The 24,814-nt window shown below is 46.8% G+C and carries 23 protein-coding genes; 7 read left to right on the top strand and 16 right to left on the bottom strand.

The genetic code is table 11. The features are described from left to right. Window positions 1-73 precede the first annotated feature (73 nt). A complete protein-coding gene (locus tag T411_RS0116815; protein ID WP_000947937.1) occupies window positions 74-1,390 on the bottom strand; it encodes an O-antigen ligase family protein in 1,317 nt (438 codons plus the stop codon). A 175-nt stretch (window positions 1,391-1,565) separates the two neighbouring features. Next, window positions 1,566-2,171: a hypothetical protein gene (locus T411_RS0116820; protein WP_000805820.1), complete on the bottom strand. Its 606-nt coding sequence runs from the start codon at window positions 2,169-2,171 to the stop codon at window positions 1,566-1,568. Window positions 2,172-2,660: 489 nt separating this feature from the next. Between T411_RS0116820 and vpsL the strand changes: the two genes are divergently transcribed. The 6 genes from vpsL to vpsQ all read left to right on the top strand — a co-directional run bounded on the left by vpsL (window position 2,661) and on the right by vpsQ (window position 9,178). Continuing rightward, window positions 2,661-4,058 carry an exopolysaccharide biosynthesis glycosyltransferase VpsL gene (vpsL, locus tag T411_RS0116825; protein WP_001889848.1) on the top strand — a complete coding sequence of 466 codons (1,398 nt, stop codon included), beginning with the start codon at window positions 2,661-2,663 and terminating at the stop codon, window positions 4,056-4,058. 70 nt (window positions 4,059-4,128) lie between these two features. Beyond that, the gene (gene vpsM / locus T411_RS0116830; RefSeq protein ID WP_000433346.1) at window positions 4,129-5,325 is read left to right on the top strand and encodes an exopolysaccharide biosynthesis beta-barrel protein VpsM; all 1,197 of its coding nucleotides are present in this window, start codon (window positions 4,129-4,131) and stop codon (window positions 5,323-5,325) included. Window positions 5,326-5,328: 3 nt separating this feature from the next. Continuing rightward, a complete protein-coding gene (vpsN, locus tag T411_RS0116835) occupies window positions 5,329-5,856 on the top strand; it encodes an exopolysaccharide export protein VpsN (protein ID WP_000978825.1) in 528 nt (175 codons plus the stop codon). Window positions 5,857-5,880: 24 nt separating this feature from the next. After that, on the top strand, window positions 5,881-8,094 hold the full coding sequence (gene vpsO / locus T411_RS0116840; RefSeq protein ID WP_000147064.1) for an exopolysaccharide regulatory tyrosine autokinase VpsO: 2,214 nt from the start codon (window positions 5,881-5,883) through the stop codon (window positions 8,092-8,094). 32 nt (window positions 8,095-8,126) lie between these two features. Continuing rightward, on the top strand, window positions 8,127-8,819 hold the full coding sequence (gene vpsP / locus T411_RS0116845; RefSeq protein WP_002033938.1) for an exopolysaccharide biosynthesis protein VpsP: 693 nt from the start codon (window positions 8,127-8,129) through the stop codon (window positions 8,817-8,819). Next, window positions 8,777-9,178: an exopolysaccharide biosynthesis protein VpsQ gene (vpsQ, locus tag T411_RS0116850; protein WP_027694914.1), complete on the top strand. Its 402-nt coding sequence runs from the start codon at window positions 8,777-8,779 to the stop codon at window positions 9,176-9,178. The genes vpsP and vpsQ overlap by 43 nt, the downstream gene beginning before the upstream one ends. A 155-nt stretch (window positions 9,179-9,333) precedes the next feature. Here the strand turns inward: vpsQ and T411_RS0116855 are convergent, their stop codons facing one another. Then, window positions 9,334-9,930, bottom strand: a complete 597-nt coding sequence (locus T411_RS0116855) for a YitT family protein (protein WP_000410935.1) — start codon at window positions 9,928-9,930, stop codon at window positions 9,334-9,336. Window positions 9,931-10,270: 340 nt separating this feature from the next. Between T411_RS0116855 and glyA the strand changes: the two genes are divergently transcribed. Next, window positions 10,271-11,521 (top strand): serine hydroxymethyltransferase, encoded by a 1,251-nt coding sequence (glyA, locus tag T411_RS0116860; RefSeq protein ID WP_000919135.1) that lies wholly within the window; start codon window positions 10,271-10,273, stop codon window positions 11,519-11,521. Between the two features lie 164 nt (window positions 11,522-11,685). On the opposite strand, the gene T411_RS0116865 is transcribed toward glyA, so the two are convergent. The 13 genes from T411_RS0116865 to leuS all read right to left on the bottom strand — a co-directional run bounded on the left by T411_RS0116865 (window position 11,686) and on the right by leuS (window position 24,789). Next, a complete protein-coding gene (locus tag T411_RS0116865; protein ID WP_001015526.1) occupies window positions 11,686-12,012 on the bottom strand; it encodes a hypothetical protein in 327 nt (108 codons plus the stop codon). Window positions 12,013-12,207: 195 nt separating this feature from the next. Next, window positions 12,208-13,173: a lipoyl synthase gene (gene lipA / locus T411_RS0116870; RefSeq protein WP_000042590.1), complete on the bottom strand. Its 966-nt coding sequence runs from the start codon at window positions 13,171-13,173 to the stop codon at window positions 12,208-12,210. Further along, the gene (gene lipB, locus T411_RS0116875) at window positions 13,166-13,816 is read right to left on the bottom strand and encodes a lipoyl(octanoyl) transferase LipB (RefSeq protein WP_000431345.1); all 651 of its coding nucleotides are present in this window, start codon (window positions 13,814-13,816) and stop codon (window positions 13,166-13,168) included. The genes lipA and lipB overlap by 8 nt, the downstream gene beginning before the upstream one ends. A 187-nt stretch (window positions 13,817-14,003) precedes the next feature. Further along, window positions 14,004-14,282, bottom strand: coding sequence for a DUF493 family protein YbeD (gene ybeD, locus T411_RS0116880; RefSeq protein WP_000932180.1), 279 nt, complete (start codon window positions 14,280-14,282; stop codon window positions 14,004-14,006). A gap of 147 nt (window positions 14,283-14,429) precedes the next feature. Then, on the bottom strand, window positions 14,430-15,605 hold the full coding sequence (locus tag T411_RS0116885; protein WP_000748292.1) for a serine hydrolase: 1,176 nt from the start codon (window positions 15,603-15,605) through the stop codon (window positions 14,430-14,432). Window positions 15,606-15,696: 91 nt separating this feature from the next. Beyond that, window positions 15,697-16,488, bottom strand: a complete 792-nt coding sequence (gene rlpA / locus T411_RS0116890; protein ID WP_001080121.1) for a septal ring lytic transglycosylase RlpA — start codon at window positions 16,486-16,488, stop codon at window positions 15,697-15,699. Next, window positions 16,488-17,609, bottom strand: a complete 1,122-nt coding sequence (mrdB, locus tag T411_RS0116895; protein WP_000781440.1) for a peptidoglycan glycosyltransferase MrdB — start codon at window positions 17,607-17,609, stop codon at window positions 16,488-16,490. Before mrdB ends, rlpA begins: the two co-directional genes overlap by 1 nt. Continuing rightward, window positions 17,606-19,522: a penicillin-binding protein 2 gene (mrdA, locus tag T411_RS0116900; protein WP_000945988.1), complete on the bottom strand. Its 1,917-nt coding sequence runs from the start codon at window positions 19,520-19,522 to the stop codon at window positions 17,606-17,608. The genes mrdB and mrdA overlap by 4 nt, the downstream gene beginning before the upstream one ends. A 6-nt stretch (window positions 19,523-19,528) precedes the next feature. After that, window positions 19,529-19,999 (bottom strand): 23S rRNA (pseudouridine(1915)-N(3))-methyltransferase RlmH, encoded by a 471-nt coding sequence (gene rlmH / locus T411_RS0116905; RefSeq protein WP_000701620.1) that lies wholly within the window; start codon window positions 19,997-19,999, stop codon window positions 19,529-19,531. A gap of 2 nt (window positions 20,000-20,001) precedes the next feature. After that, a complete protein-coding gene (gene rsfS / locus T411_RS0116910; RefSeq protein WP_001161137.1) occupies window positions 20,002-20,319 on the bottom strand; it encodes a ribosome silencing factor in 318 nt (105 codons plus the stop codon). A gap of 68 nt (window positions 20,320-20,387) precedes the next feature. Further along, window positions 20,388-21,416 carry a DNA polymerase III subunit delta gene (gene holA, locus T411_RS0116915; protein ID WP_001223843.1) on the bottom strand — a complete coding sequence of 343 codons (1,029 nt, stop codon included), beginning with the start codon at window positions 21,414-21,416 and terminating at the stop codon, window positions 20,388-20,390. A 5-nt stretch (window positions 21,417-21,421) separates the two neighbouring features. Continuing rightward, window positions 21,422-22,036: an LPS-assembly lipoprotein LptE gene (locus tag T411_RS0116920; protein ID WP_001246450.1), complete on the bottom strand. Its 615-nt coding sequence runs from the start codon at window positions 22,034-22,036 to the stop codon at window positions 21,422-21,424. Window positions 22,037-22,212: 176 nt separating this feature from the next. Beyond that, window positions 22,213-24,789 (bottom strand): leucine--tRNA ligase, encoded by a 2,577-nt coding sequence (gene leuS / locus T411_RS0116925; protein ID WP_001157869.1) that lies wholly within the window; start codon window positions 24,787-24,789, stop codon window positions 22,213-22,215. Window positions 24,790-24,814 lie beyond the last annotated feature (25 nt).

Below are 24,814 nucleotides of genomic sequence, written 5' to 3' on the forward strand. Positions count from 1 at the left end.
TTTGAACGTAAGTGATTGTTTCTACTCTATAAGTCATCAATTTCGCAGTGTTCATGCAGGAGATGAAGAGCAATCAGGTTCTGGATGAGCGGTATTTCGGGGTAGGAAGCGTCATGCTCCAATTGGCGATTAATAGACAAAATAGAAAGTAGAGCGCCGTGGCTGGGGCTTGCAGTGGAAAATCCACACTCATGTGTAACAGCATCCCGATGATCGCCATTAAACTGCCAAGGCCAATGCCACGCATAGTTTTATTGGTTCGATTGCGAAAGGCTGACAAAGCCCGCCATGCACAAAACAAAACCATGATGCCAAATACGCTGGTGGCAATCAGGCCTGACTCCAAGGTGAACTGCACATAATCGTTGTGTGCATGGTCATAAAAAAGCGCCACTTCGCCTTGATTGTAAGAGGGGAAAGTGGAGTAAAACGTGCCATTGCCAAAACCGGTAAGGGGACGTTCTTGAATGGCGTTCAAGGCATCACGAACCACATCATCCCGCGATTCATTTTGCAAACTGGTTTCAGCTAAACGTTGGCGAACCTTATCTAAGCCAAACCAGTTACTGACAACCAAAGCATCCACAATAAATAAGCTCACGATCAACAGATAGAGGCTTTTCGGCTTCGATTTATAGAAGAGAAGGATGAGCAAGCTTCCGATACTGAGTGCGACAAAAAAGGCGATATTGCCCATTCTTGAGCGGGTGAGTACTAGAGCGATCACCATAATGACCAAGCCCAGACGAATAAATGCTTTGTCAGAGAGGAGTATCGCCAATAATTTTTTTAGGGTGTTTCTCCAACCTTGTGTTGTTTGGTGATTGAGCTCAGCAATCAACAAACCAAAACCAAGACAGAGATTGAGCATTAGAAAATTGGCTAAATGGTTATGATAGACAAAACTTCCCGAGGCTCGTTGGTTTAACGGTAAGGAAAAAAACGGTGAGGTTTGCAATTCGAGCAGCAGGATTACGCCAGCATAGAAGGCCTGACAGATACCACTTGCGATCATAGTGGTCGCCAGCATTTTGAGCTTATGAGGGGTATCGACCAATAACGCGGCAACCAAGCAGATTTGTAGGTAATGTAAGGATTTAACGGCAGAGATAAACACCAAAGTTTGATCGGATGATAGCCCCAAACTTGGCCAACTTTGCATCCAAGACCATAGAGTAAAAAGCGCCACTGGGATGAGAATGACTTTCGCTCGTTGTATAGCTAGCCAACACTGTGCTGCGGGGAGCAGAAACAAACAGCCTAATAATAAGAAGGCTACGTAAATTTCATTGAGCGACCATGCCCAAGGACGATTACTGCCAAGAGGGATTGGTAACCAGAAAACAAACAGTAAAAAAGCGAAAAATAGAGTTTTGTGAAACGAAAGCATAAATTCGGTGGCTCAAAATAGCAGTTTACCCACTTAAAGATTTGATCGATTTAAGTGGGTAATGAGAGAAATCCTTCAACTTGCTCCGCCATGCCATGGCCGGCTTATAACACGCGGTCACGTTGATTCGGTGTTTCCGCGCTGTATGCTAGGAATATCAAGTCAGTTATCTGGGTTAGTTCGGTGATGCAGTACCACCACCATTACCGTTACCTGTACCAAAGGTATTGGTTAAGCCCGGAGCCAATGCAATTGGCGGCGGCGTAGCAATACCTGCCGCGGTTGGTTCAGTGATTGAACCTGGGTCGGCACCTCCAGCGATGGCAGCGATGATAATCTCGGTTGGGTCCATCAACCCAGCTTCGGCAACGGCATCTACGATCGCTTGAGCAAGCTCTTGTGGCGCACTTTCAATCGCGGCTTGTACCACATCGGCACGTTGTTCTTGAACGATACTGCGCACTGCGTCAACGGCGAGTTGTACTCGTTGGTCATCCACAACATCACTAAAAAGCACGAGATAAATTTCTCGTGTTAGTGACGGATTTAGGTTGCTCGCAAGGGCTGCGATTTGCACGGCATTCTCAGGACATGTCACCATGAGTGATGCCACCGTTGTCAGTAGATCGGTAGTTTGATTTAAAGCGCTGTTCAACTGACTCTCTTGTGTACATAGAGCAGGATCAAATGAAGCGGTAGTGTTTATTTCAGATTCTGCGAATGCATTCATGCTAGGAAAAAATGCAATCAATAGCACTAGTGGTAATGGTACGGGTTTCATATTGTTCTGTTTTTCCTTTCGATAAACGATACATATTATTTCTTTATGGTATTTTAAATCACGGCTGGTCTATGTGGCTTGTTAAATAATTTGTTTTTTACTTTTCTCAAAAATAATTCAATGTAAATCCAAAATGTAATACAAATCTTATTTTTATTTAAATTGGTTCTTTCGTTTTTATTTATCTGTTTTGATTAACCTATTAACCATCATAAAAGTAAACTAAAGTTTATTTTCATGGTGGTTAATAAGTGAGTCTCAAGGTTTTATTTGATTAAGTGTTTGTTTTATATTTATTTTTTTAATTTAATGCCAACACTAGATTATATGAAACTTGGTTGTTTTCAATTGGTTTCATCATGTTTTTTATTTTTATTCAGTCTTAGAATTGATGCAGATATTTCTATTGATAAAGATGTAGTCTTTAAAAAAGAATTTAATACATTCCAATTATTCTTCGGGAAATCTTACATCGGTTAGGAGCGTCTAGTGATGAAGGAAAAAAGCAGAATACGCATTACTAACTATCACGGTAAATTTTTCTACCGATTAATTGATAGCATTTTTATATTAGTAATTATGTATATATCGATTAAGTCGAATCAGCATGTTGTTACCATGTCTTATATTTCGGTTGCCTTGCTAGGGGTGCTTTTTTACTCCTACATTGCAGAAAGTTTAGATATTTACAGTGGTTGGCGAACAGCAAAGCTGCGTTCACTTTCTTTACATACGGCATTCTGTTGGGCTGCGACCATCGCTAGCTTGACCCTATTGGCTTACTTCTCCAAAACGGGGATCGAGTTTTCTCGCATGGTGATGGGCGCTTGGTTTGTCGGTTCTTTTATTGGCTTGATTGGTTGGCGTGTATTGGCATTTGCGACCATTCACTACATGCACAAAAAGGGTCTGCATACCAAGAACGCGGTCATTATCGGTATGACTACTCAAGGGCAAGAGTTATCAAATAATCTGCTCAAAAACCCTGAACTAGGGATTGTGATGCAAGGTTTTTATGATGACCGTGCGCCTGAGCGCCTTAAAGAGGGGGCGCCTGTGCTGGGCAATATCAATGATGCATTAAGCCTTGCGAAAACTGGGCAGGTGCAAAATGTCTATATTGCTTTGCCGATGCAAGCGCAGCGCCGTATCAACCAAATTTTGGATGCGTTTTCGGACAGTACGGTCAATACCTACATAGTGCCTGACTTTTTTACTTTTAATTTACTGCACTCACGTTGGTACACGATTGGTGATGTCAACGCGTTTAGCATTTTTGATACCCCCTTTAATGGTTTGCTCAACTGGGTGAAACGCTTTGAAGATCTGGTGCTGAGCAGCTTGATTTTGCTCTTGATCAGCCCAGTGTTATTGGCCGTCGCTATTGGCGTTAAGCTGAGCTCGCCTGGCCCCATCATTTTTAAACAAAACCGCTATGGTTTAGATGGCAAGCCAATCCAAGTTTGGAAATTTCGCAGTATGCGAGTGATGGATAATGGCAGTCATGTGCAGCAAGCCACCAAAGGCGATCCACGAGTTACACGATTTGGTGCGTTCATTCGTCGAACATCGCTGGATGAGTTACCGCAGTTTTTCAATGTGTTGCAAGGAAGTATGTCGATCGTGGGGCCAAGGCCACATGCCGTTGCGCACAACGAGCAATATCGCACCATAGTGAATCGCTACATGCTGCGTCACAAAGTGAAGCCCGGCATTACTGGATGGGCACAGATCAATGGTTGGCGTGGTGAAACCGATACGCTCGACAAGATGGAGAAGCGAGTGCAGTTCGATCTGGACTACATCCATCGCTGGTCGCTGTGGTTTGATCTGAAAATCGTCTTCCTGACTATTTTCAAAGGATTTGTTGGAAAAAACGCGTATTAAGACAGGGCACTTGCGTCGTAAGTGCGAGTGCTACTCTTGAATAAATATCGATTTAAATAAGTGCAGGCAAATGGAACCGATTAAACTGACTTCTCTTTTTTCAGCCAGCTTGGTCACGCTGGGTGTGACTTATGCGCCATTAGGGGTTGCGAAGCCAACGCCGAATCCTATCGTGACGGAATCTGGGATGGCGGTAGTGCCGTTTCTTAATCTTTCGACGGGCTATAACGATAACTTGGCCAAATCAAACCAGCAGCAAGACAGCTCGGCCTTCTCGGTGATTGAATCGGGAGTCGGTTTTATAGTCGAGCCGCAAAGCAGTAAAACCCAATTGGGATACCGTTTTCGCAACGGAACGTATTTTAGTTCTCAACAAGATAACTTTACCGATCACTACCTTGATCTGACCAGTGATTGGGAATTGAACTCCCGCCACCGCATTGGGTTTGAGTATAACTTAGCCTTAGCCCATGAAGGCCGTGGCGAGAACGATACGACACTCGGGCTTGATTACAACCAATATGAGAGCCACAGTGCCAATCTTGGGTATGGTTTTGGTTCAACAGAAGCGATTGGTCGGATTGAAACCAATATCGGTTGGCAAGATTTTACTTATCAAAATAACCGCACCATTACTCAATATCAGGATTGGGATGAGCTGCGCTTTAACTCCACTTTTTATTATCAGGCATTACCGCGCACCTCGTTTATCGCGCAAGTGATTGCTAACTCTCGTCGTTATGACCTGATCGCACCGGGAGCCAGCAGCAAAGATAATAATCACTACTTTGGTTATCTCGGTGCTTCTTGGGATGCCACAGGTAAGTTGCGAGGCAACGCAAAGCTTGGTTACCAGCAAAAAGATTTTGATGCAGCCAGCCGTAAAGACTTTGACTCTTTCTCATGGGATGTGGATGTGACTTATCTGGTTCGCACCTACTCAGCGCTCCAACTGGTGACCAATCGACGTTCGACCGACTCTGATGGCGATGGTGACGCGATTGACGCAGCGACCTATCAAGTCAACTGGTCACACAATTGGAATACCCAATGGACGACTGAAGCCGCATTAACGCGTTTAGAGGAAGACTACACGGCATCGAATCGTGATGATGAAACGACGAATGCGAGTTTACGTGCCAGCTATGATTTTCGCCGTTGGCTGACCTTTGAGTTGGGTGTAGGACGTGAGCGGAAAGACTCCAATATCGACTCGTTAAGCTATAGTCAAAATGTGTATTACCTGTCTGTTCAGGGCGTGATGTAACCCATGATGAAGTACCTACTCTCTTTTTTGCTGTGCCTATTGGTATGGCCGTCATTGGCTGTCGCCAATGACGATTTTTATCGTCTCGGTGTTGGCGATCAGATCCGTATTCAAGTCTATGACGAGCCCGAACTCTCATTTGAGACGCGGGTGAGTGACAACGGCAACATTGATTATCCCTTCCTTGGCCGAATTCGCTTGAAAGGTAAAACCTTGGAAGAAGTCAAAACCACGATTCACGATGGTTTGCTGGATGGTTATTTGATCAACCCTAATGTCTCCGTCTCGATCTTGGAATACCGTCCTTTCTTTGTGAATGGTCAGGTAATGAAGCCTGGAAGTTATCCTTATCATCCCGGTTTGACGGTGAACAAAGCGATCACTATTGCAGGTGGGTTTACTGAGCGTGCCTCAAAAACCAATCTGTTTATCTCCAGTAGTGACGATCCGGAAGCCAAACCGACCAAAGCCACATTGCTGAGTAAACTTCAACCCGGTGACATACTGACAGTCGCCGAAAGCTTCTTTTAATTTTAGGGTGTAACGGTACACAAGATGACAGGCAAACAATTCACTCAAGAAGAAGTGATCGATATTCGTCAGTATTTTAATGTGCTACTTAACTATAAGTGGCGCATCTTACTTTTCTCCGTGATGGTGACGGCGATCACCTTACTGTTCGTACTCTCAATGCGCTCAGAATACACAGCGCGTGCGACTATTTTGATTGAATCGACGCAAGCGAAAGCGGTATCCATTGAAGAAGTGTATGGGCTCGATACCAAAAGTCAGGAGTATTACCTGACCCAAATTGAGATCCTCAAATCCGACACGATCGCTCAAGAAGTCATTGAACGACTTGATTTAGCCTCCGATCCAGAATTCGACTTAAGCCCAGAGAGCGACGCTTCTCCAAGCTTAAAAGAACGCTTGGTAGAGTGGATGCCATTCCTACAGGGATTTAAGCAGGAAGAGACCGTCGCCGATCCTGATTTGGAAGCGTATCGCCAAAATCGACTGATCTTGTATAAGTTCAAACGCGGAATGGAGATTAGCCCGATCCGCAAAACCCAGTTGGTGAATATCTACTACACCGCAGGTGATCCTAAGTTGGCGGCGAAAATCGCGAATGAGATTGCGCGGGTGTATATGGACAGCCATTTGGAAGCCAAGTTAGAGGTAGAGCTAAAGGCGAATACTTGGCTAAATACCCGTATGGAAGAGCTGCGTACTCAATTACGAGAATCGGAAGCTAAGTTACAAGCGTTTTTGCAAGCGGAAGGCTTGGTTGATGTGCAAGGTGTTGAAGGGCTAGCAACGCAAGAGTTGGAAGAGCTGACTTCGCAGATGAACAAAGCGCGTGATCGCCGCGTGGCCGCGGAAACCCTGTATCAAGTGGCGAACAGCTACAGTAAAAATGACAGTGACTTGACGGCTTTGTCGTCGATTCCTGAAATTTCCAATCACCCAACCATCCGTGATTTGAAAGTCGCTGAAGTGGATGCTGAGCGGAAAGTCTCTGAGTTTTCTAAGCGTTACGGCCCTAAACACCCGAAATTGAAATCGGCATCAGCACAGTTAGAAGCGGTGCGTAAAAATCTGCGTGCAGAGCTGAGACAGCTGTTAAATGGTATCAATAACGAGCTGCAAGCGGCCAAACAGTCTGAGCGGTCATTACAAACGGAATTTAATCAGCGTAAATCTGAGTTCCAGACCCTGACGGTAAAAAATGCTAAGTATTCTGAGCTGAAGCGCGAAGTACAAACTAACCGTGAATTGTTTGACCTGTTTTTAGCGCGTCAAAAAGAGACCAGTGCTTCGGGGGATTTTAATACCACGATCGCTCGCTTTACTGACCAAGCCAGTGCACCATTAACGCCGAGTAAACCCAATAAAAAATTGATTGTATTGCTTGCCTTTGTGGTGTCGTTTGGTTTTGCTTGTGTAGTGGCGTTTATCGCTGATGCGATGACTGATACCTTTGCCGACATCAAACAGGTCGAGAAACAGCTGGCACTGAGTTTATTGGGCGTTGTTCCTGTGGTGCGTAAACAGCGTGGCAAACTGGATGCGAAAGCCTATTTTGATGAGAAACTGCGTGAGCTAACCGAAGCGGTGCGTACGATACGGACCAGCTATTTGCTTGCGCATGTCAATCAAGATCAGCATGTCGTGATGCTCACATCTTGTCTGCCCGGAGAGGGAAAGACGACATCTAGCCTGAACTTGGCCTTGTCGTTGGCGCAAATGGAAAAAACCTTGCTGATTGACTGTGATTTACGCAAACCGGCGATTGCGCACCGTTTTGGCATTTCTGGCTCACAACCGGGCGTCACCAATTTACTCAATGGCACGCAAAGCTTAGAAGATTGCGTCTACCATGATGAGCAATCCGGGCTCGATATTCTCACTGCGGGTGTTTATGCCTCCAACCCGTTAGAGCTGCTCTCTTCAAGCAAATTTAGTGAACTGTTGGCCGATTTACGTACTCGCTATCAACGCATTGTGATTGATACACCACCCTGTCTCGCAGTGAGCGATAGCTTTATGTTGGCGCAATACGTGGACTCGGTGATTTTGGTGATTGATGCCAACCATACTCGAACGCCAGTCGTGCGGGAAGTGGTGGGTAAATTGACTCAGCAGGGCAGTCGTATTGATGGTGTGATACTCAATCGTCTTAATGCGAAAAAGGCTTCACGCTACAGCGGCTATTATCACTACCAAGCTTACTATGGCGAAGAGACGAAATCGGGCGCGGCAAAGTGAACGCTTTTTTTCAGTTTGGATGGCGTGTCGGGGTGGCGAGTTCTGCGTTGTGGGTGATCTATTTCGCCTTCCAGCAAGGGATCGCCTCCTTATACGGTGTTACCGCTGAGAAGGCTCTGCTAGCTTGGAATCATTCTCCGGCGACGCTCTCGGCCGTGGATGATGCGCACAAGGCTATCCAGAGTGCGATTGAGTATAGCCCTGAACATCCGCAGTATTATTTTTTACAGGGACGGATTTTTCAGTGGCAAGCGTATCTTGCTCAGGAGCAAGATACGCAGCAAGCGTTGCATGCGGCTAAAACCGCGTTTCTGGAGAGTGCCGAGCGGCGCCCAACTTGGCCTGACACTTGGGCTGAATTGTTAAAGATTGAAGCTCAGTTATCTGCTCATGATGCAACGCAGCCTCATTCGAGCAAGGACTCTCTCGATAAATTTATGCGCAATGCTGACCGGTATGGGCCGTATACACCAGCCGTGAATATTGCCATCTCGCAGGTGGGGTTAGCACACTGGAAACAGTGGGATAGTGAACAAAAGTGGTTGGTGATTGAACATCTGGCGCGCGGACTAGACGGCAAAAACAGTCGACACCTTTTGGCGGATTACCTAAAATCGGCGCATCAGTTCAAACTGGCTTGCACTTTAGCCTCACGCCGTGAGCCCAAATTAGAGATTTCCATTTGCAACAGCGTCCAGTTTCTTTGGTGTTGTTTGGCTTGTTAGCCTTGTCAACGGCTTTGGCTTCTTGGTTGAAATCTTCCGGCTGGCATGCCGATTATGTTTACCAATTAGAAAGAGCAGTGGGTGGAGATACCCATTTGCATGGCCTATTAGCCATGTTGCTGACGTTGGCGCTGTATCGAGTGCTTTCTGCCACGAGCCACAGCTATAAGCTGGTCGTATTCACTGGCTTGTTGGTAGCGATTTGCTGTTTGATTGATGAAGGTATGCAAGCCTTCACACCACTTCGCACTTTTTCTATTCAAGACATCTTAGCCAGTTTCATTGGGGTGACACTGGCGAGTGTGATCAACACTATGCTCGCGGGTTTACTGCAACGTAAGCAAAGAGAGCATTATTAGGCTCTCTTTTCACTATACCCTTCCTACTTGAAGCTGCAGCGGTGTTGGTTGTGTTCGTTCACCCCAATCACATAGTCTGTCTATGCTGATGGGGATTCACTCTCTTGCCGCCTACCTGCAACTCCAAGTAGTTTTGGTATAACTAGCAGAACAGACTAATAGATGACGCGATAACGGCTCGGTTTGTGATTCATTGCCAGCACGATATTGAGTAAAAACGCCCCCAAAATCGATAAACCTATGGTCAGTGGAGAAACAAAAAAGAACGAGGCGAGCAAGATTAAACCGTCAATCGCCATCTGGCTTTTCCCGACTGAGATGCCAAATCTGTCTTGAATAAAGAGGCACAGCACATTAAAGCCGCCAAGGCTTGAGCGATGACGAAACAAAATCAGCATCCCTAAGCCCATCAATAGCCCTCCGGCTATCGCGCAATAAACCACATTCACTTTTTCAAGAGTAATCAACATGGCCAGATGATCGGCAAAGATCGAGACTAAAGCGCCGGAAATCGCGCTATTAAACGCAAAACGAGCACCAAAGCGCTTCCAAGCCAACAGATAAAATGGACAATTCGAGAGAAAATAGAGCACGCCAAAAGTCAGTGGCAAAAATTGGGTCATTAACAGCGCTAATCCTGTGGTTCCTCCGGTTAGCAGTTGCCCCGCTTGTAGAAAATAGACGCCCTGTGCGACAAGAAATGTCCCAGTCAGAATCGCGATCCAATCTTCTTTATGTGAATGTTTTTCCATAAATTCCGTTATCAGGAGAGAGAATGGCGCGGATGTTAATGAAAAGCGGATATTTTCGGTAGCTAGGGATGGAAAATTGAGGTAAACCTATGTCACATCCGCTTTACAGGGTGTAAAGCAAAAAATTGACAGTTTTGTTGTTTAGATAGGTTTTATACCTAGAGCATGAATACTGTCGTAGTGGTTATGAAAACACTGCATGATAAATTCATGAATTTGGGCTTTATGATAAAGATCAAATTATGTAGAATGCGCGCCATAAAGTGATGACGAAAACGTTTGCGTGGAGTCATTGTGTGGTTTTTTTGCAATTTCAGTCAATCTGAGTCAGGAGATACAGATGCTTAAGCGTGATATGAACATCGCTGATTACGATCCGGAGCTATACGCTGCCATTCAGGAAGAGACGCTTCGTCAAGAAGAACATATTGAACTTATTGCTTCAGAAAACTACACCAGCCCGCGTGTAATGCAAGCACAAGGTTCTCAACTGACCAACAAGTACGCCGAAGGTTATCCAGGTAAGCGTTACTATGGTGGTTGTGAGTACGTGGACAAAGCAGAAGCTTTAGCGATTGATCGTGCTTGCCAACTGTTTGGCTGTGAATACGCGAACGTTCAGCCGCACTCTGGATCTCAAGCGAACAGCGCTGTGTACATGGCGCTGCTCAACCCAAGTGACACCGTGCTAGGTATGAGCCTTGCTCACGGTGGTCATTTGACTCACGGTTCACCGGTTAACTTCTCGGGCAAGCACTACAATGTGATCCCTTACGGTATCGATGAAGCGGGTCAAATTAACTACGATGAAATGGAAGCCTTAGCACTGGAGCATAAGCCAAAGATGATCATCGGTGGCTTCTCGGCTTACTCACAAATCGTGGATTGGAAACGCATGCGTGAAATTGCCGATAAAGTGGGTGCTTACCTGTTTGTTGACATGGCGCACGTTGCGGGTCTGATTGCGGCGGGTGTTTACCCAAGCCCAGTGCCTTTTGCACACGTTGTCACGACCACCACGCATAAAACACTGGCAGGTCCACGCGGTGGCTTGATCTTGTCAAATGCCGGTGAGGAGATGTACAAGAAGCTGAACTCTGCAGTATTCCCTGGCGGCCAAGGCGGTCCTTTGATGCACGTGATTGCGGCAAAAGCGGTGGCGTTCAAAGAAGCGATGGAGCCTGAGTTTAAAGAGTATCAAGCGCGTGTGGTGAAAAACGCCAAAGCCATGGTGGCGCAGTTCCAAGAGCGTGGTTACAAGATCGTCTCTAACAGCACGGAAAACCATTTGTTCCTTGTTGATCTGATTGATAAAAACATCACAGGTAAAGAAGCAGATGCCGCTCTGGGCGCTGCCAATATCACGGTTAACAAGAACTCGGTACCAAATGACCCACGCAGCCCGTTTGTGACTTCAGGTATCCGTGTCGGTACACCTGCAATCACTCGCCGTGGTTTTACTGAGCAAGACGCAAAAGATCTCGCCAACTGGATGTGTGATGTTCTAGACAACATCAATGATCAAGGTGTGATTGAAGCGACGAAACAAAAAGTATTGGCGATCTGTCAACGTCTGCCTGTTTACGCTTAAGCGCTAAAACCCCAGCCATGTGAAGTTGCAACGCTATGGTTGCAACTTTCTTTGGTTAGGTTGTCCTGATAAAAAAGCCTGCGAAGTTCGCAGGCTTTTTTTGTTTGTCATCCCTAAACCACCGCTTTTAGTGGCGGTGATTGTTTGGTCAATCGCATCAGTATTTACTTACTGACGCTGATCATGGTGCCGGATTTACACTTGAACATGTAGTACTTGTTGCTTTCGGTAAACTTACCTAAGCCTTCCCCATCACAATAATCCACGTTGATATCGCGCATGATATCGAGAGTTTTCTCAGTTTTCAGGGCAAACTTCGCGCCATCAGCGCACACAATGCGTACTTGGCCATCATCGCTGACTGAGTAAATGTTCACTTCGGTATTACACAGCTCAAAAGAGGCTTCACGATAGTTATCTTGCTGGGTATTCGATGAACAACCAGCCAATAGCGCTGCAGCAGTGAGGGCAAATAAGCCGATATGATTCATTATTATTTCCTTGTGGTCAGGATTCACTCAAAAGCACCATCGGGCGAGCGAAAATTAATCGAAACTTTAGCCTAAGCCTATAGAAGCCAAGCGTAGGATTCAAGGTTAAATCAGGGAATTGGTTGAGATTATGGTGAAGGATCTCATCCCCGTGAAAAGCATCAAGCCTGCGAGGTGCAGGCTTGATGAGGAGGCTTATTTGACTTCTAAACCCTTGGCTTGTAAGTCAGCATGGTAAGAGGAACGTACAAAGGGTCCACAGGCTGCATGAGTAAAGCCGAGTTCTAGAGCAATCTCTTTCAGCTCATCAAACTCTGCGGGTGGCACGTAGCGTTCAACCGGCAGATGGTGGCGACTTGGTGCGAGATATTGGCCAAGAGTCAGCATGGTGACGCCATGAGCACGGAGATCTTTCAATACTTCGACGATCTCTTCTTTAGTTTCACCCAAACCCATCATCAAACCGGATTTAGTCGGTACATGAGGATGTTGCTCTTTAAATTGACGCAGTAGTTCTAACGACCACTTATAGTTAGCGCCTGGGCGCACTTTACGATACAAGCGTGGTGCGGTTTCCAAATTGTGGTTGAACACATCGGGTGGATTGTCTTTTAAGGCCTCAAGAGCCACTTCCATACGACCACGGAAATCAGGCACTAAGGTTTCAATCTTGATGTGCGGATTCAAAGCGCGAATTTCACGGTTACAATCGGCGAAATGTTGTGCACCACCATCACGCAAGTCATCGCGGTCCACCGAAGTAATTACCACGTACTTGAGCTTCATATCGTGAATGGTTTGCGCAAGCTTTTTCGGCTCTTCCGCTTCTGGTGCATTGGGGCGGCCATGGGCAACGTCACAGAATGGGCAGCGACGGGTACAGATAGCACCTAAAATCATAAAGGTCGCCGTACCATGGTTAAAACACTCAGCCAAGTTAGGGCAGGAGGCTTCTTCACAGACTGAGTGAAGATTATTTTTACGCATGGCGGCCTTGATGTCTTGAATGCGCTGGCTATCCGCAGGTAGCTTTATCTTCATCCATTCTGGTTTGCGCAGAACTTCTTTCTGCTCTGTCGGCATGTTCTTGATGGGAATCAAAGCCATTTTGTCGGCGTCACGATATTTAACGCCGCGTTCCATCTGAATTGGTTTACTCATGATTGTATGCTTCTGTGCTGAATTCGACTTGCTCGTAGTCCAGTAGAGTAACGAGTTCTTGGATTAATACTTTTTCAACCTGTTCCATGCTGACCGGATGCAGGTCACTCAATTGAATCATCTCCATTCCAGCATACCCACAAGGGTTAATACGTAAAAATGGAGCAAGATCCATCTGAATATTGAGTGCGAGTCCGTGGAAAGAGCATCCCTTACGGATACGCAAACCTAAAGAGCAGATTTTTCTATTTTGTACGTAAACTCCGGGGGCATCGGGTCGTGCGGCTGACTCAATTTGATAATGTTTTAAGGTGTGAATAACCAAATTTTCAATGTGTGTCACTAATTCACGGACGCCGAGCTTTTTACGGCGTAGGTCAATCAGAAAATAGGCGACTAATTGCCCCGGTCCGTGGTAGGTGACTTGCCCACCCCGATCACTTTGTACAACAGGAATATCTCCAGTATTGAGGAGGTGCTCAGCTTTGCCGGCTTGTCCTTGAGTAAACACGGGGTTGTGTTCGACAAGCCACACTTCATCACGCGTTGTGGAGTCACGTTGATCAGTGAATTGATGCATTGCCTGCCAAACGGGAGTGTAGTCCTGTCTGCCAAGGCGTCTCACCAACAGCTGGTTTTCCATTATTGTCATCCGCCAGAGATATATAAAGTTTTTCGATTATAAACTGCTTACCTGTAATGAACTACACATCAGGGGGAACTTTTTGACCCTGATAAAATGATGGTTTTGTTAATTTTTTGAAAAATAAAGAAAAAGCAGCCGAAGCTGCTTTCAAAAATATTTGAATAAATAAAATAATAGCGTGGTTTTACAGAACCATACGCACGATATCGATTTCACCGAGCTCTTTATAAAGGATCTCTACTTGTTCAATTGAGGTCGCGTGAATGGTTACCGACACCGAATGGTAGTTACCCTTAGCGCTGGGTTTAACGCGCGGGCTGTAGTCACCAGGAGCATGACGTTGAATCACTTCCAACACACGTTCTGGCAGCTCAGGCTTAGCGTGTCCCATCACTTTGTAGGTAAAGGAGCATGGGAATTCGAGCAGATCTTTTAATTTCGCATCAGAGTTGATGTTCAGCATGGTGAAACTCCAGTTTGAGCATTGGAAAAACGGGACGAAATACTACAGCCATTCGGGCGTGATCTCAAGCTCACAAAAAAGCCGCATGAAGCGGCTTTTGGGGAGATCAATCTCTTTAGACAGTATTGGCTTTACTGGCTGAACGGTTTAAAACCAGCTTTTGAACAGCAGAACCAAGTAATCCCATAGGCGGCTAAATAGGCTGCCTTCTTGCACATCTTCCAGTGCGAGCAATGGGTATTGAGCAATATCGTTACCAGCTAATTGATAGTAAAGTGTGCCGACGACATCGCCTTTCTTCAGCGGTGCTTTCAATTGTTTTTCAAGTACAAAGCTGGCGGTGAGATCTTTGGCCTGTCCGCGTGGCAAAGTTACGTAAGTATCTTTATCAACACCGAGTGCAATCGTGTCTTTATCGCCCATCCAGATGGTTTCATTTACGAAAGTCTCACCCGCTTTGTGTGGTGCCACGGTTTCAAAGAAGCGGAAACCGTAGCTCAATAGCTTCTTACTTTCCGCTTTACGCGCGTTTTCGTTGTCAGTACCCATCACCACCGCAACCAAGCGCATGTTGCCTTCTGTAGCAGAGCTCACGAGGTTATAGCCAGCACCACTCGTATGTCCGGTTTTAATGCCGTCCACATTCATGCTTTTATCCCAAAGCAAACCGTTACGGTTGTATTGAGTGATGCCGTTGTAGGTGAATTTTTGCTCGGAGTAGATCGCGTACTCTTCAGGCACATCACGGATCAGAGCTTGGCCAAGTAGAGCCAGATCGTATGGCGTAGAGTAAAGATTAGGATCGTCCAAACCGTGAGAGTTAGTGAAGTGCGAATTCTTCATCCCAAGTGAGCTTGCCCAAGCGTTCATCAGGTCAACAAACGCATCTTCCGTCCCTGCGACGTGCTCTGCCATCGCTACACACGCATCATTACCCGATTGGATGATGATGCCGCGGTTGAGATCGCTGACCTTAACCGTGGTACCGACTTCAACGAACATTTTCGAAGAATCAGGGAAGTTTTTCGCCCAAGCATTTTTGCTGATCACTACATCGTCATTCAGCGAGATATTGCCACGCTTTACTTCTTGACCGATCACGTAACTGGTCATCATCTTGGTTAGGCTGGCAGGAGAGAGTTTGGTATCCATCTCTTTTTCAGCCAACACTTTTCCTGAATGGTAATCCATCAGTACATAGCCTTTAGCGGCAATTTGTGGTGCGTCTGGTGTCACGATAGGAGAGGCGAAAGCAGTGCTGCTTAGCGTGATAGAAAGCGTAATAGAAGACGCTAACACAGATTTGAGGATTGATTTTTTCATGGTGAATGCTTAGTTCTACTTAAGTGTCCGTAATCTTAACAAAAATAACGTCTCAAACCAGACCAGATAGACTCAGGTCAGGTTTGAGTGGTCATTTAGCACGTTTATTAATCGTCTTGATAAATGCGCTGTCATAGCCTGCGGATTTTACTTGTTCAAGTAAAGTCTGCGTCAGGTCATCGTCAGTAAATGGCCCGAGGAATAAGCGATGCGTATTATTTGTACTCTCGACGAAGCTCGGTGCCGATAAGTTCTGACCGAGGTTTTGCGCTAAAGTTCGCACGCGTTCGATATGTTGTGATGAAACCACCTGAATCACATATTCGAGGGCGTTGTTTTTACTTTTCGGGCGCGGTTTAGTGGGTTTATCGACGGTAATCACTTCAATGCGCACATTGGCGGTTCCTGCTTGGACCACCCCAATTTTATAGGCGGCTGCATAGCTAAGGTCGATGATTCTTCCATCATGGAAAGGCCCACGGTCATTGACTCTTACCACGGTCGATTTGCCATTGTCCGTATTGGTCACTTTGACATAACTGGGAATCGGTAGCGTTTTATGCGCTGCCGTCATCGAGTACATGTCGTAAATCTCACCGTTTGAGGTGAGGTGGCCATGGAATTTTTTGCCGTACCAAGAGGCTTTGCCACTTTCGGTAAACCCTTTAGGGTTTTTAATGATGCGATAGCTCTTACCACGCAGATTGTAATCTTTATTACCCCCGAAGCTGTACGGTTCATATTGCGGATGTGCATCTTCAATATGTTCGACAGACAGTGGTGTATCGGGTGCTTGATCGTCAGACATATCATAGCGCCCCCCAGGAGAGCTACATCCAGCGAGGATTAAAACGAGCAGTAAGTATAAATAAATTCGGTTCATTAAATCGTCTTCGAAAACGCTTTGCGGTGAGTATGGATGGACATCAAAATACCGAAACCGGCCATCAGTGTCACCATCGACGTTCCACCATAACTAATCAGTGGTAGTGGAACACCCACCACGGGTAAAATTCCGCTCACCATGCCTATGTTCACAAACACATAAACAAAGAAGCTCAATACGATACTGCCAGCCATCATACGCCCAAAGGACGTTTGTGCATGGCTAGCGAGATAAAGTCCACGACCAATAATAAATAAATAGAGGCTTAGTAGGACTAAGATGCCGATCATACCCCATTCTTCGGCAATGACTGCAAAGATAAAGTCAGTATGTCGTTCAGGAAGAAATTCAAGTTGTGATTGTGTGCCGTGTAACCAGCCTTTTCCTGACAAGCCACCTGAACCAATCGCAATTTTACTTTGGATGATGTGATAGCCAGCGCCAAGAGGGTCAGATTCAGGATCGAACAAAGTGCGCACGCGGGTTTTTTGGTATTCGTGCATCAGGAAGAACCACAGCACAGGCACAAAAGCGCCGATGGCCACGGCCGCTGCAGTAATCAGCTTCCAGCTAATGCCCGCCAAGAAGATTACAAAAATGCCTGATGCTGCAATCAAAATTGAGGTGCCAAGGTCGGGCTGTTTCGCAATTAAAATGGTTGGAACGAACACCATTACCAACGAGGCGAATAAGGTTTTGAACGAAGGAGGCAGGGCGTGTTTGCCGATGTAACGTGCCACCATCAAAGGTACGGCGAGTTTGAGCAGTTCTGAAGGCTGAAAACGGACAAAACCGAGATCTAGCCAACGTTGCGCGCCTTTGGATATTTCCCCAAACAGCAGTACACACACCAACAATATGACGCCGCAAAAAAATAGGATAGGCGCAGCACTCTCATAGGTACGCGGTGGAATTTGCGCCAGAATCACCATGATGATGAGAGCCATGGCCATGCGCATGGCTTGGCGATCCATCATCGCTAGGCTCTGACCACTGGCGCTGTACATCACCACTAAGCCAAATCCCATTAGGGCAAGAACGCCAAGCAGTAGAGGCAGGTCAATATGAAAACGCTCAAACAGCGCCCGGTTTTGTCCGGTTGCAGGATCCATCTTCATGGCTGTATTACCTCTTCTTTTGATTCTGCTTTTGGCTCTTCTTCTTTTTTGCCCAAAATCACGTGATCGAAAATTTGTCGTACGACTGGCGCACCATTACTGGAGCCGCCGCCGCCATTTTCCAATACGAAGGTGACGATAACTTTGGGATCTTTGACAGGGGCAAAACTTGTAAACAGAGCATGGTCATGTAAGTGCTCTGCTAACTCACTTGCGTTATACTTTTGGCCTTCCGCCAGACCAAATACTTGCGCTGTCCCTGATTTACCCGCACTTTCGTAAGGCATATTCTGGAAGGCGCGACGTGCGGTTCCTTTAGCACCATGGTTAACCAGATACATGCCATGGATAGCCATGTCCCAATACTTTTTCGGCACGCCATCAATCGGCGGGTAAGTGGTGTACTCGGTCTCTTTTTGGGTTGAGAACTGTTCACCGTTATCTATGGTGGCACGCAGCAGATGCGGGGCAATCACTTTACCGTGGTTAACTAAAACCGATGTCGCTTTGGCAATTTGCATCGGTGTGGCAGTCCAATAGCCTTGTCCAATCCCAACCGGAATGGTGTCACCTTGATACCAAGGCACTTTGTGACGTGCCATTTTCCACTCGCGTGTTGGCATATTGGCTTTACTCTCTTCGTAAATATCAATCCCCGTCAGATCCCCAAAGCCAAAGCGCATCATCCAACTGGAGAGTTTATCTATGCCCATGTCATAGGCGATTTGATAGAAGAAGGTATCTACCGATTCTTCGAGAGATTTAATGATGTCTACCCGGCCGTGGCCCCAACGTAGCCAGTCGCGGAAAGGCCGAGTATCGGTATTGGGAATGCGCCAGTAACCCGGATCATTACGGGTAGTATTAGGTGTAATGATCCCATCTTGCAGTGCGGACACCGCAATAAACGGTTTGACGGTTGACCCCGGCGGATAAATGCCAAGCGTGGTGCGGTTTACTAATGGGCGACGTTTGTCATTGAGTAAATCGCTGTAGGCTTTACCTGAAATACCATGCACGAATGCATTGGGATCGTAACTTGGGCTCGATGCCATGGCGAGCACGCCATTATCTTTAGGATCAAGAGCGACAATCGAGCCTCGGCGACCTTTGAGCAGCTTGTAGGCATAGAGCTGAAGTTCGATATCGAGATTGAGCACGATATCTTTTCCCGGAATGGGAGGGACGTATTTTAGGGTGCGAATGACACGGCCACGGCTGTTGACTTCGACTTCCTGATAACCGGCGGTACCGTGCAGTAAGTCTTCGTAGTAGCGTTCAATCCCCAGTTTGCCGATATCTCGGGTAGCTTGGTAGTTGGCTTTTTTACCTTCTTTGTCCAAGCGTTCGAGATCTTTATCGTTAATCCGCGATACGTAACCAATCACGTGGGTCAGCACTTCGCCATAGGGGTAATAGCGTTTGAGGTTAGCGGTGACCGAAACGCCGGGGAATTTATGTTGATTAACGGAAAACTTCGCCACTTCATCGTCGGTAAGCTGAGTCAGCAGCGGTACAGAATTAAAGCGGCGAGTCTGTTTGCGTTCCTTTTCAAAGGCGGCAAGCTTTTCTGGGCTGATCTCAATGAGTTGTTGCAAGCGCGCAATGGTCTCTTCCATATTTGGCACTTTTTCTGGGATCACTTCTAAGTTGAATACCGGACGGTTTTCCGCCAGAAGCACACCGTTACGGTCAAAAATCAGCCCGCGGTTAGGCGCAATCGGAACGACTTTGATGCGGTTATCGTTGGATCGCGTTTTGTAGTCTTGATATTGGTTGATCTGAATATTGTACAAGTTGGTCACCAGCAGACCCATGCAGATCAAGATCCCGACAAAAGAGACGATGGCACGATTACGAAACAGATGCGTCTCGGCTTGATGGTCGCGGATAGGGGTATGCTGGCGTAACATGTCACTCTATTCTCGGTGGTAAGGGTGGTTAGTAGTAATGCTCCACGCACGGTATAAACTTTCTGCCATCACCACGCGCACTAGTGGATGAGGCAAGGTCAGTGGAGAAAGAGACCAACTTTGGTCTGCCGCGGCTTTACAGGCGGGCGCAAGGCCTTCTGGTCCACCAATCAGGATCGACACGTCACGCCCATCCAGTTTCCAGCTTTCCAACTGTACTGCGAGCTCTTCCGTATCCCAACGTTTGCCGGGAATATCTAAGGTGACGATTCGATTGCCTTTGGGCACTGCGGCCAGCATCGCTTCGCCCTCTTTTTGTAAGATACGCGCAATATCAGCATTTTTACCGCGTTTACCGGCGGTAATTTCTACCAATTCCAAAGGCATATCATGAGGGAAGCGACGACGATACTCTTGGAAGCCTTCTTCGACCCATTTAGGCATCTTAGTACCGACGGCGATCAGTTGAATCTTCACACTTAACCCCAGAGTTTTTCCAATTGATAGAGTTCGCGTGGCGCTTCTTGCATCACATGCAACATTACGCTACCCATATCCAGAACGACCCATTCACCTTCATTTTCGCCGTTCATACCCAGTGGTTGCAGGCCAGAAAGTTTGGCTTCATTGGCCACGTGTTCAGCGATGGAGGCGACATGTCTTTTGGATGTGCCAGTACAGACAATCATGTAATCAGTAACGCTGGATTTCTCTTTTACATCTAGAGTTACGATATCGACCGCCTTCATGTCGTCAGCTTTGTCGAAAAGAAAGTCTTTAAGTGCTTCACCTTGCAAGAGAATGTCCTCTGAAAATCATCAATAAAATACAGCTTTCGCTTAAAAGGGCGCAGTATATCACGCTTTTAGTGAGGCAAAGGTAGGTTTGCCTGAGGATTGCAGCATTCAAGGCTTAGTTGCTGCAAGATTGGCCATACTGGCTGTTCGTATTGCGTTTTTGCCAGTAATTCAGCCTGAGTTAATATTCCAACCAACCGAAGTAGGGCGCGACTCGGTAAGCGCTGTAAAGCGGCAGAGTAGAGTGGTCTTCGATTCTGCCAGACACGATAGCGATCAAAAAGACTCCCCAAATTACCCAGCTGTTGGCGCTCTTGTTGCCATTTAAGCAGTTGAGTGAGCTCTTTTTGCGCGGTGCGGATCAGAATAATCGGCTCACTCTCTTCGAGCATAAGCTGGCGCAAAATACGCTGAGCTCGGTTGGCTTTGCCTTCTAATAGCGCATCCATCCAGTGATAAGGCGTGAAATGGTTATGGCGGCTCAGCGACTCTTCCAAGCGCACTAAAGTCAGTAGACCATCGGGGTAGAGTAACGCTAATTTTTCGAGACTCTGGGCTAATGCAAAGAGATTACCTTCATGCCACTGCGCCAACATTTGTACCGCTTCGGCATCCGGTTTTAAACCGAGGGCAAAACAGCGCTGCTGAACAAACTGAGGTAAACGGCTCAATTCTGGCGTGAGGCAGTTAACCCAACAGGCTTGCTGCGCAAGCGTTTTGAGCCAAGCTGCGTTCTCTTGCGCCTTAGTCAGTTTGGGGCCAATCACCAGCAAGAGAATGTCTTGGTGAAGTTGGCCTACCAGTGCGCTAAGTTCCTTTGCCGTTTGAGCATTGACCCCAGATTCTGGGATCTCAATTTCGATAAGTTGGCGAGATGAAAACAGACTCAGAGCTTGGCAACAGTCATACACCGCGTTCCAATCGAGCCCGGCATCCGCGCTAAATCGGTGTTTTTCCAAAAAACCTTGCGCTTGTGCCGTTTTTTCGATGGCGGTTTTGGCTTCTTGGAGCAGCAGTGGCTCATTACCGAATACGAGGTAAATCGGATAGAGCGTTTTGTGCAGTGATTCAGCCAGTTTTTCAGCGTAAATGCGCATCGAAACTACTCACTGCTGCCTTCTGTTGACACTGGGTTGGCTACTTCTTGCGTATCAACGCGATAGTCAGTGAGCCCTTCGCCTTCAATACTTTCATCATCCAACGTTTTACGTGCAAAGTCTGCTTTTAAACGTGCCATCTGGCGCACAATTTGGCTGGCAGCTAGCTTGCGCATTTCATCTTCAATCATGTCGCGCTCAACGGATTTTGCTAGGGCTGTTAGAGGGTTATCTAAGTAGCTGCGCGTTACGCTAGTGGTAAAGGTGCGACTGCCCAGCTCAGGTACGGTGACGCGATAGCTTGCGACAAAGGTCAGCTCAATTTCGGCTGCACGCGTATTTTGATAAAGCGATAGGGTGCGTTCACCAGTACTTTCACTGAGTAGATGTAGATTAGGTAGATCTTCTGCTGGATCTTGCAGATCGATTTTATTCAAACGTAACTGACGGTGCACCATACGAGTAAAGGTGCTGTATTGGTCATAGCTGGTCAGTGACATACGAGAGAGTTCTTGGGGAATATCGTAATCACCGCGCAAGTGGAAACCACAAGCCGTGAGTAAGCTTGTCATCAGAACCAAGAGTGACCATTTCAAAGTAGGGAAAAGAGTGTTACGCATGGATGCTTCAGTCTCGTTATTAGGCAAAATACTTATCTCAGCTCACCAAGAGCGAAAACTTGCTGTGCGATAAGCTGAGATAAGTAAACAGGGCGAACCCTGTTTACTGACATTAAAATAAGCCATCAGTTCAGCGAGTGTTCTCATGGCTTAGTGACTCATCGATAAAATGTGAGTTAATTGGCAACGATGTTCAGCAGTTTGCCCGGTACGTAAATCACTTTACGTACGGTGAGGCCATCAATGAACTTCTGTACGTTTTCATCTTGCATACCGAGCGCTTCAACCTGTTGTTGAGTAGCATCGGCAGCGACAGTGAGTTTACCGCGCAGTTTGCCGTTGACTTGCAGCACGATCAGCTTTTCATCTTCGACCAGTGCGGCTTCATCGTACGTCGGCCAGCTTGCCGTATCGATATTGCTTTGACCCAGTGCCACCCACATTTCGAAACAGATATGCGGTGTGATTGGGTAAAGCATGAGCGTGATGGCTTTGAGTGCTTCATCCAGGATCGCGCGATCTTGTGCTTCGGTCATCGGCGCTTTCGTCAGCTTGTTCATCAGCTCCATGATTGCCGCAATCGCCGTGTTGAACGTTTGGCGACGTGCTACGTCATCCGTCACTTTAGCGATGGTTTTGTGCACATCGCGGCGCAGCGCTTTTTGGTCTGCATTCAGTGCTGAAGCATCTAAAGCGGGAGCTTGGCCGAGCTCAGTGTGCTCACGCACCAGTTTCCATACGCGGCGCAGGAAGCGGTTTGCACCTTCAACACCAGACTCTTGCCATTCCAGCGTCATGTCCGCTGGTGAAGCGAACATCATGAACAGACGTACTGTGTCAGCGCCGTATTTATCGACCATCTCTTGTGGGTCGATACCGTTGTTTTTCGACTTAGACATTTTGATCATGCCTGAGTGCTCAACTTGACGGCCTGTGGCATCCACCGCAGAAACTATGCGGCCTTTACCATCACGTTCTACTTTAACCTCAGTTGGCGACACCCACTCTTTACCACCTTTGTCATTGGTGTAGTAGAATGCATCTGCCAGTACCATGCCTTGACACAGCAGCTTTTTGAACGGTTCATCACTCTTCACATAACCAGCATCACGCAGCAGTTTGTAGAAGAAGCGTGAATAGAGCAAGTGCATACACGCGTGTTCAATACCACCGATGTACTGATCAACCGGCAGCCAGTAGTTGGCTTTCTCTGGATCTAAAATGTCATCCGCTTGTGGTGAGCAGTAACGCGCGTAGTACCATGAAGACTCCATAAAGGTGTCGAAGGTATCGGTTTCACGCAGTGCTGGCTCACCGTTAAAGGTGGTTTTTGCCCATTCTTTATCGGCTTTGATTGGGCTAGTCACGCCATCCATCACCACATCTTCTGGTAGGATAACGGGCAGCTGGTCTGCTGGTACTGGGTGTACTTGACCATCTTCAGTGGTCACCATTGGGATTGGAGCACCCCAGTAACGTTGACGAGACACGCCCCAGTCACGTAGACGGAAGTTAACGGTTTTCTTACCTTTGCCTTCTGCTTCCAATTTGGCAGCAATCGCATTAAAGGCAGCTTGGAAATCCAAACCATCAAATTCGCCAGAAGCGAAAAGAACACCTTTTTCAGTGTAAGCCGCTTCAGACACATCCAGCTCGCTGCCATCGGCAGGCTTAATCACAGGGATGATGTCTAGGCCATATTTGGTCGCGAATTCAAAGTCACGTTGGTCGTGCGCAGGCACAGCCATTACCGCACCAGTACCGTAATCCATCAACACGAAGTTCGCGATATAGATAGGTACTTCACGGCCGTTGAGAGGATGGATCGCCGTCAGGCCTGTCGCCATGCCTTTCTTTTCCATGGTCGCGATTTCAGCTTCTGCAACCTTGGTGTTTTTACATTCATCGATGAAGGCGGCGAGGGCTGGGTTATTCGCTGCCGCTTTTGTCGCTAGAGGGTGGCCTGCAGCGATACCTACATAAGTAACCCCCATCAGAGTATCTGGACGCGTGGTGTACACTTCAAGATCGGTGTTTTCACCTTTAACTGCAAATTTCAGTTCTACACCTTCAGAGCGGCCAATCCAGTTGCGCTGCATGGTTTTGACCATTTCAGGCCAACCGTCTAGGTTATCCAGATCGTCAAGCAGCTCTTGAGCGTAGGCGGTGATCTTAATAAACCACTGTGGGATCTCTTTTTGCTCAACCGGAGTGTCACAACGCCAGCAGCAACCATCTTCCACTTGTTCGTTAGCCAGAACCGTTTGGTCGTTTGGACACCAGTTGACTGATGAGGTTTTTTTGTACACTAAGCCTTTTGCAAACAGCTTAGTGAAAAACTCTTGTTCCCAGCGGTAGTACTCAGGGCGACAAGTTGCGAATTCACGATTCCAGTCATAACCAAAACCCAGTAGCTTGAGCTGGTTTTTCATGTATTCGATATTTTCGTATGTCCAAGGTGCTGGCGCAGTATTGTTTTTTACCGCTGCGTTTTCAGCAGGCAGACCAAAAGCATCCCAACCAATAGGTTGCAGTACGTTTTTGCCTTGCAGACGTTGGAAACGAGAGACTACATCACCGATGGTGTAGTTACGCACGTGACCCATGTGCAGTCGGCCACTTGGATAAGGGAACATGGAAAGACAGTAGAATTTTTCTTTATTTGGGTCTTCACTTACAACGAAGGTTTTGTTGTTGTCCCAGTGCTGTTGAACTTTGTGTTCAATATCTTGCGGGTTGTATTGCTCTTGCATCGATGACATCCATCTTGGAATTTGT

It is taken from the genome of Vibrio cholerae ATCC 14035, assembly GCF_000621645.1.
In the GTDB taxonomy this organism is placed as follows: domain Bacteria; phylum Pseudomonadota; class Gammaproteobacteria; order Enterobacterales; family Vibrionaceae; genus Vibrio; species Vibrio cholerae.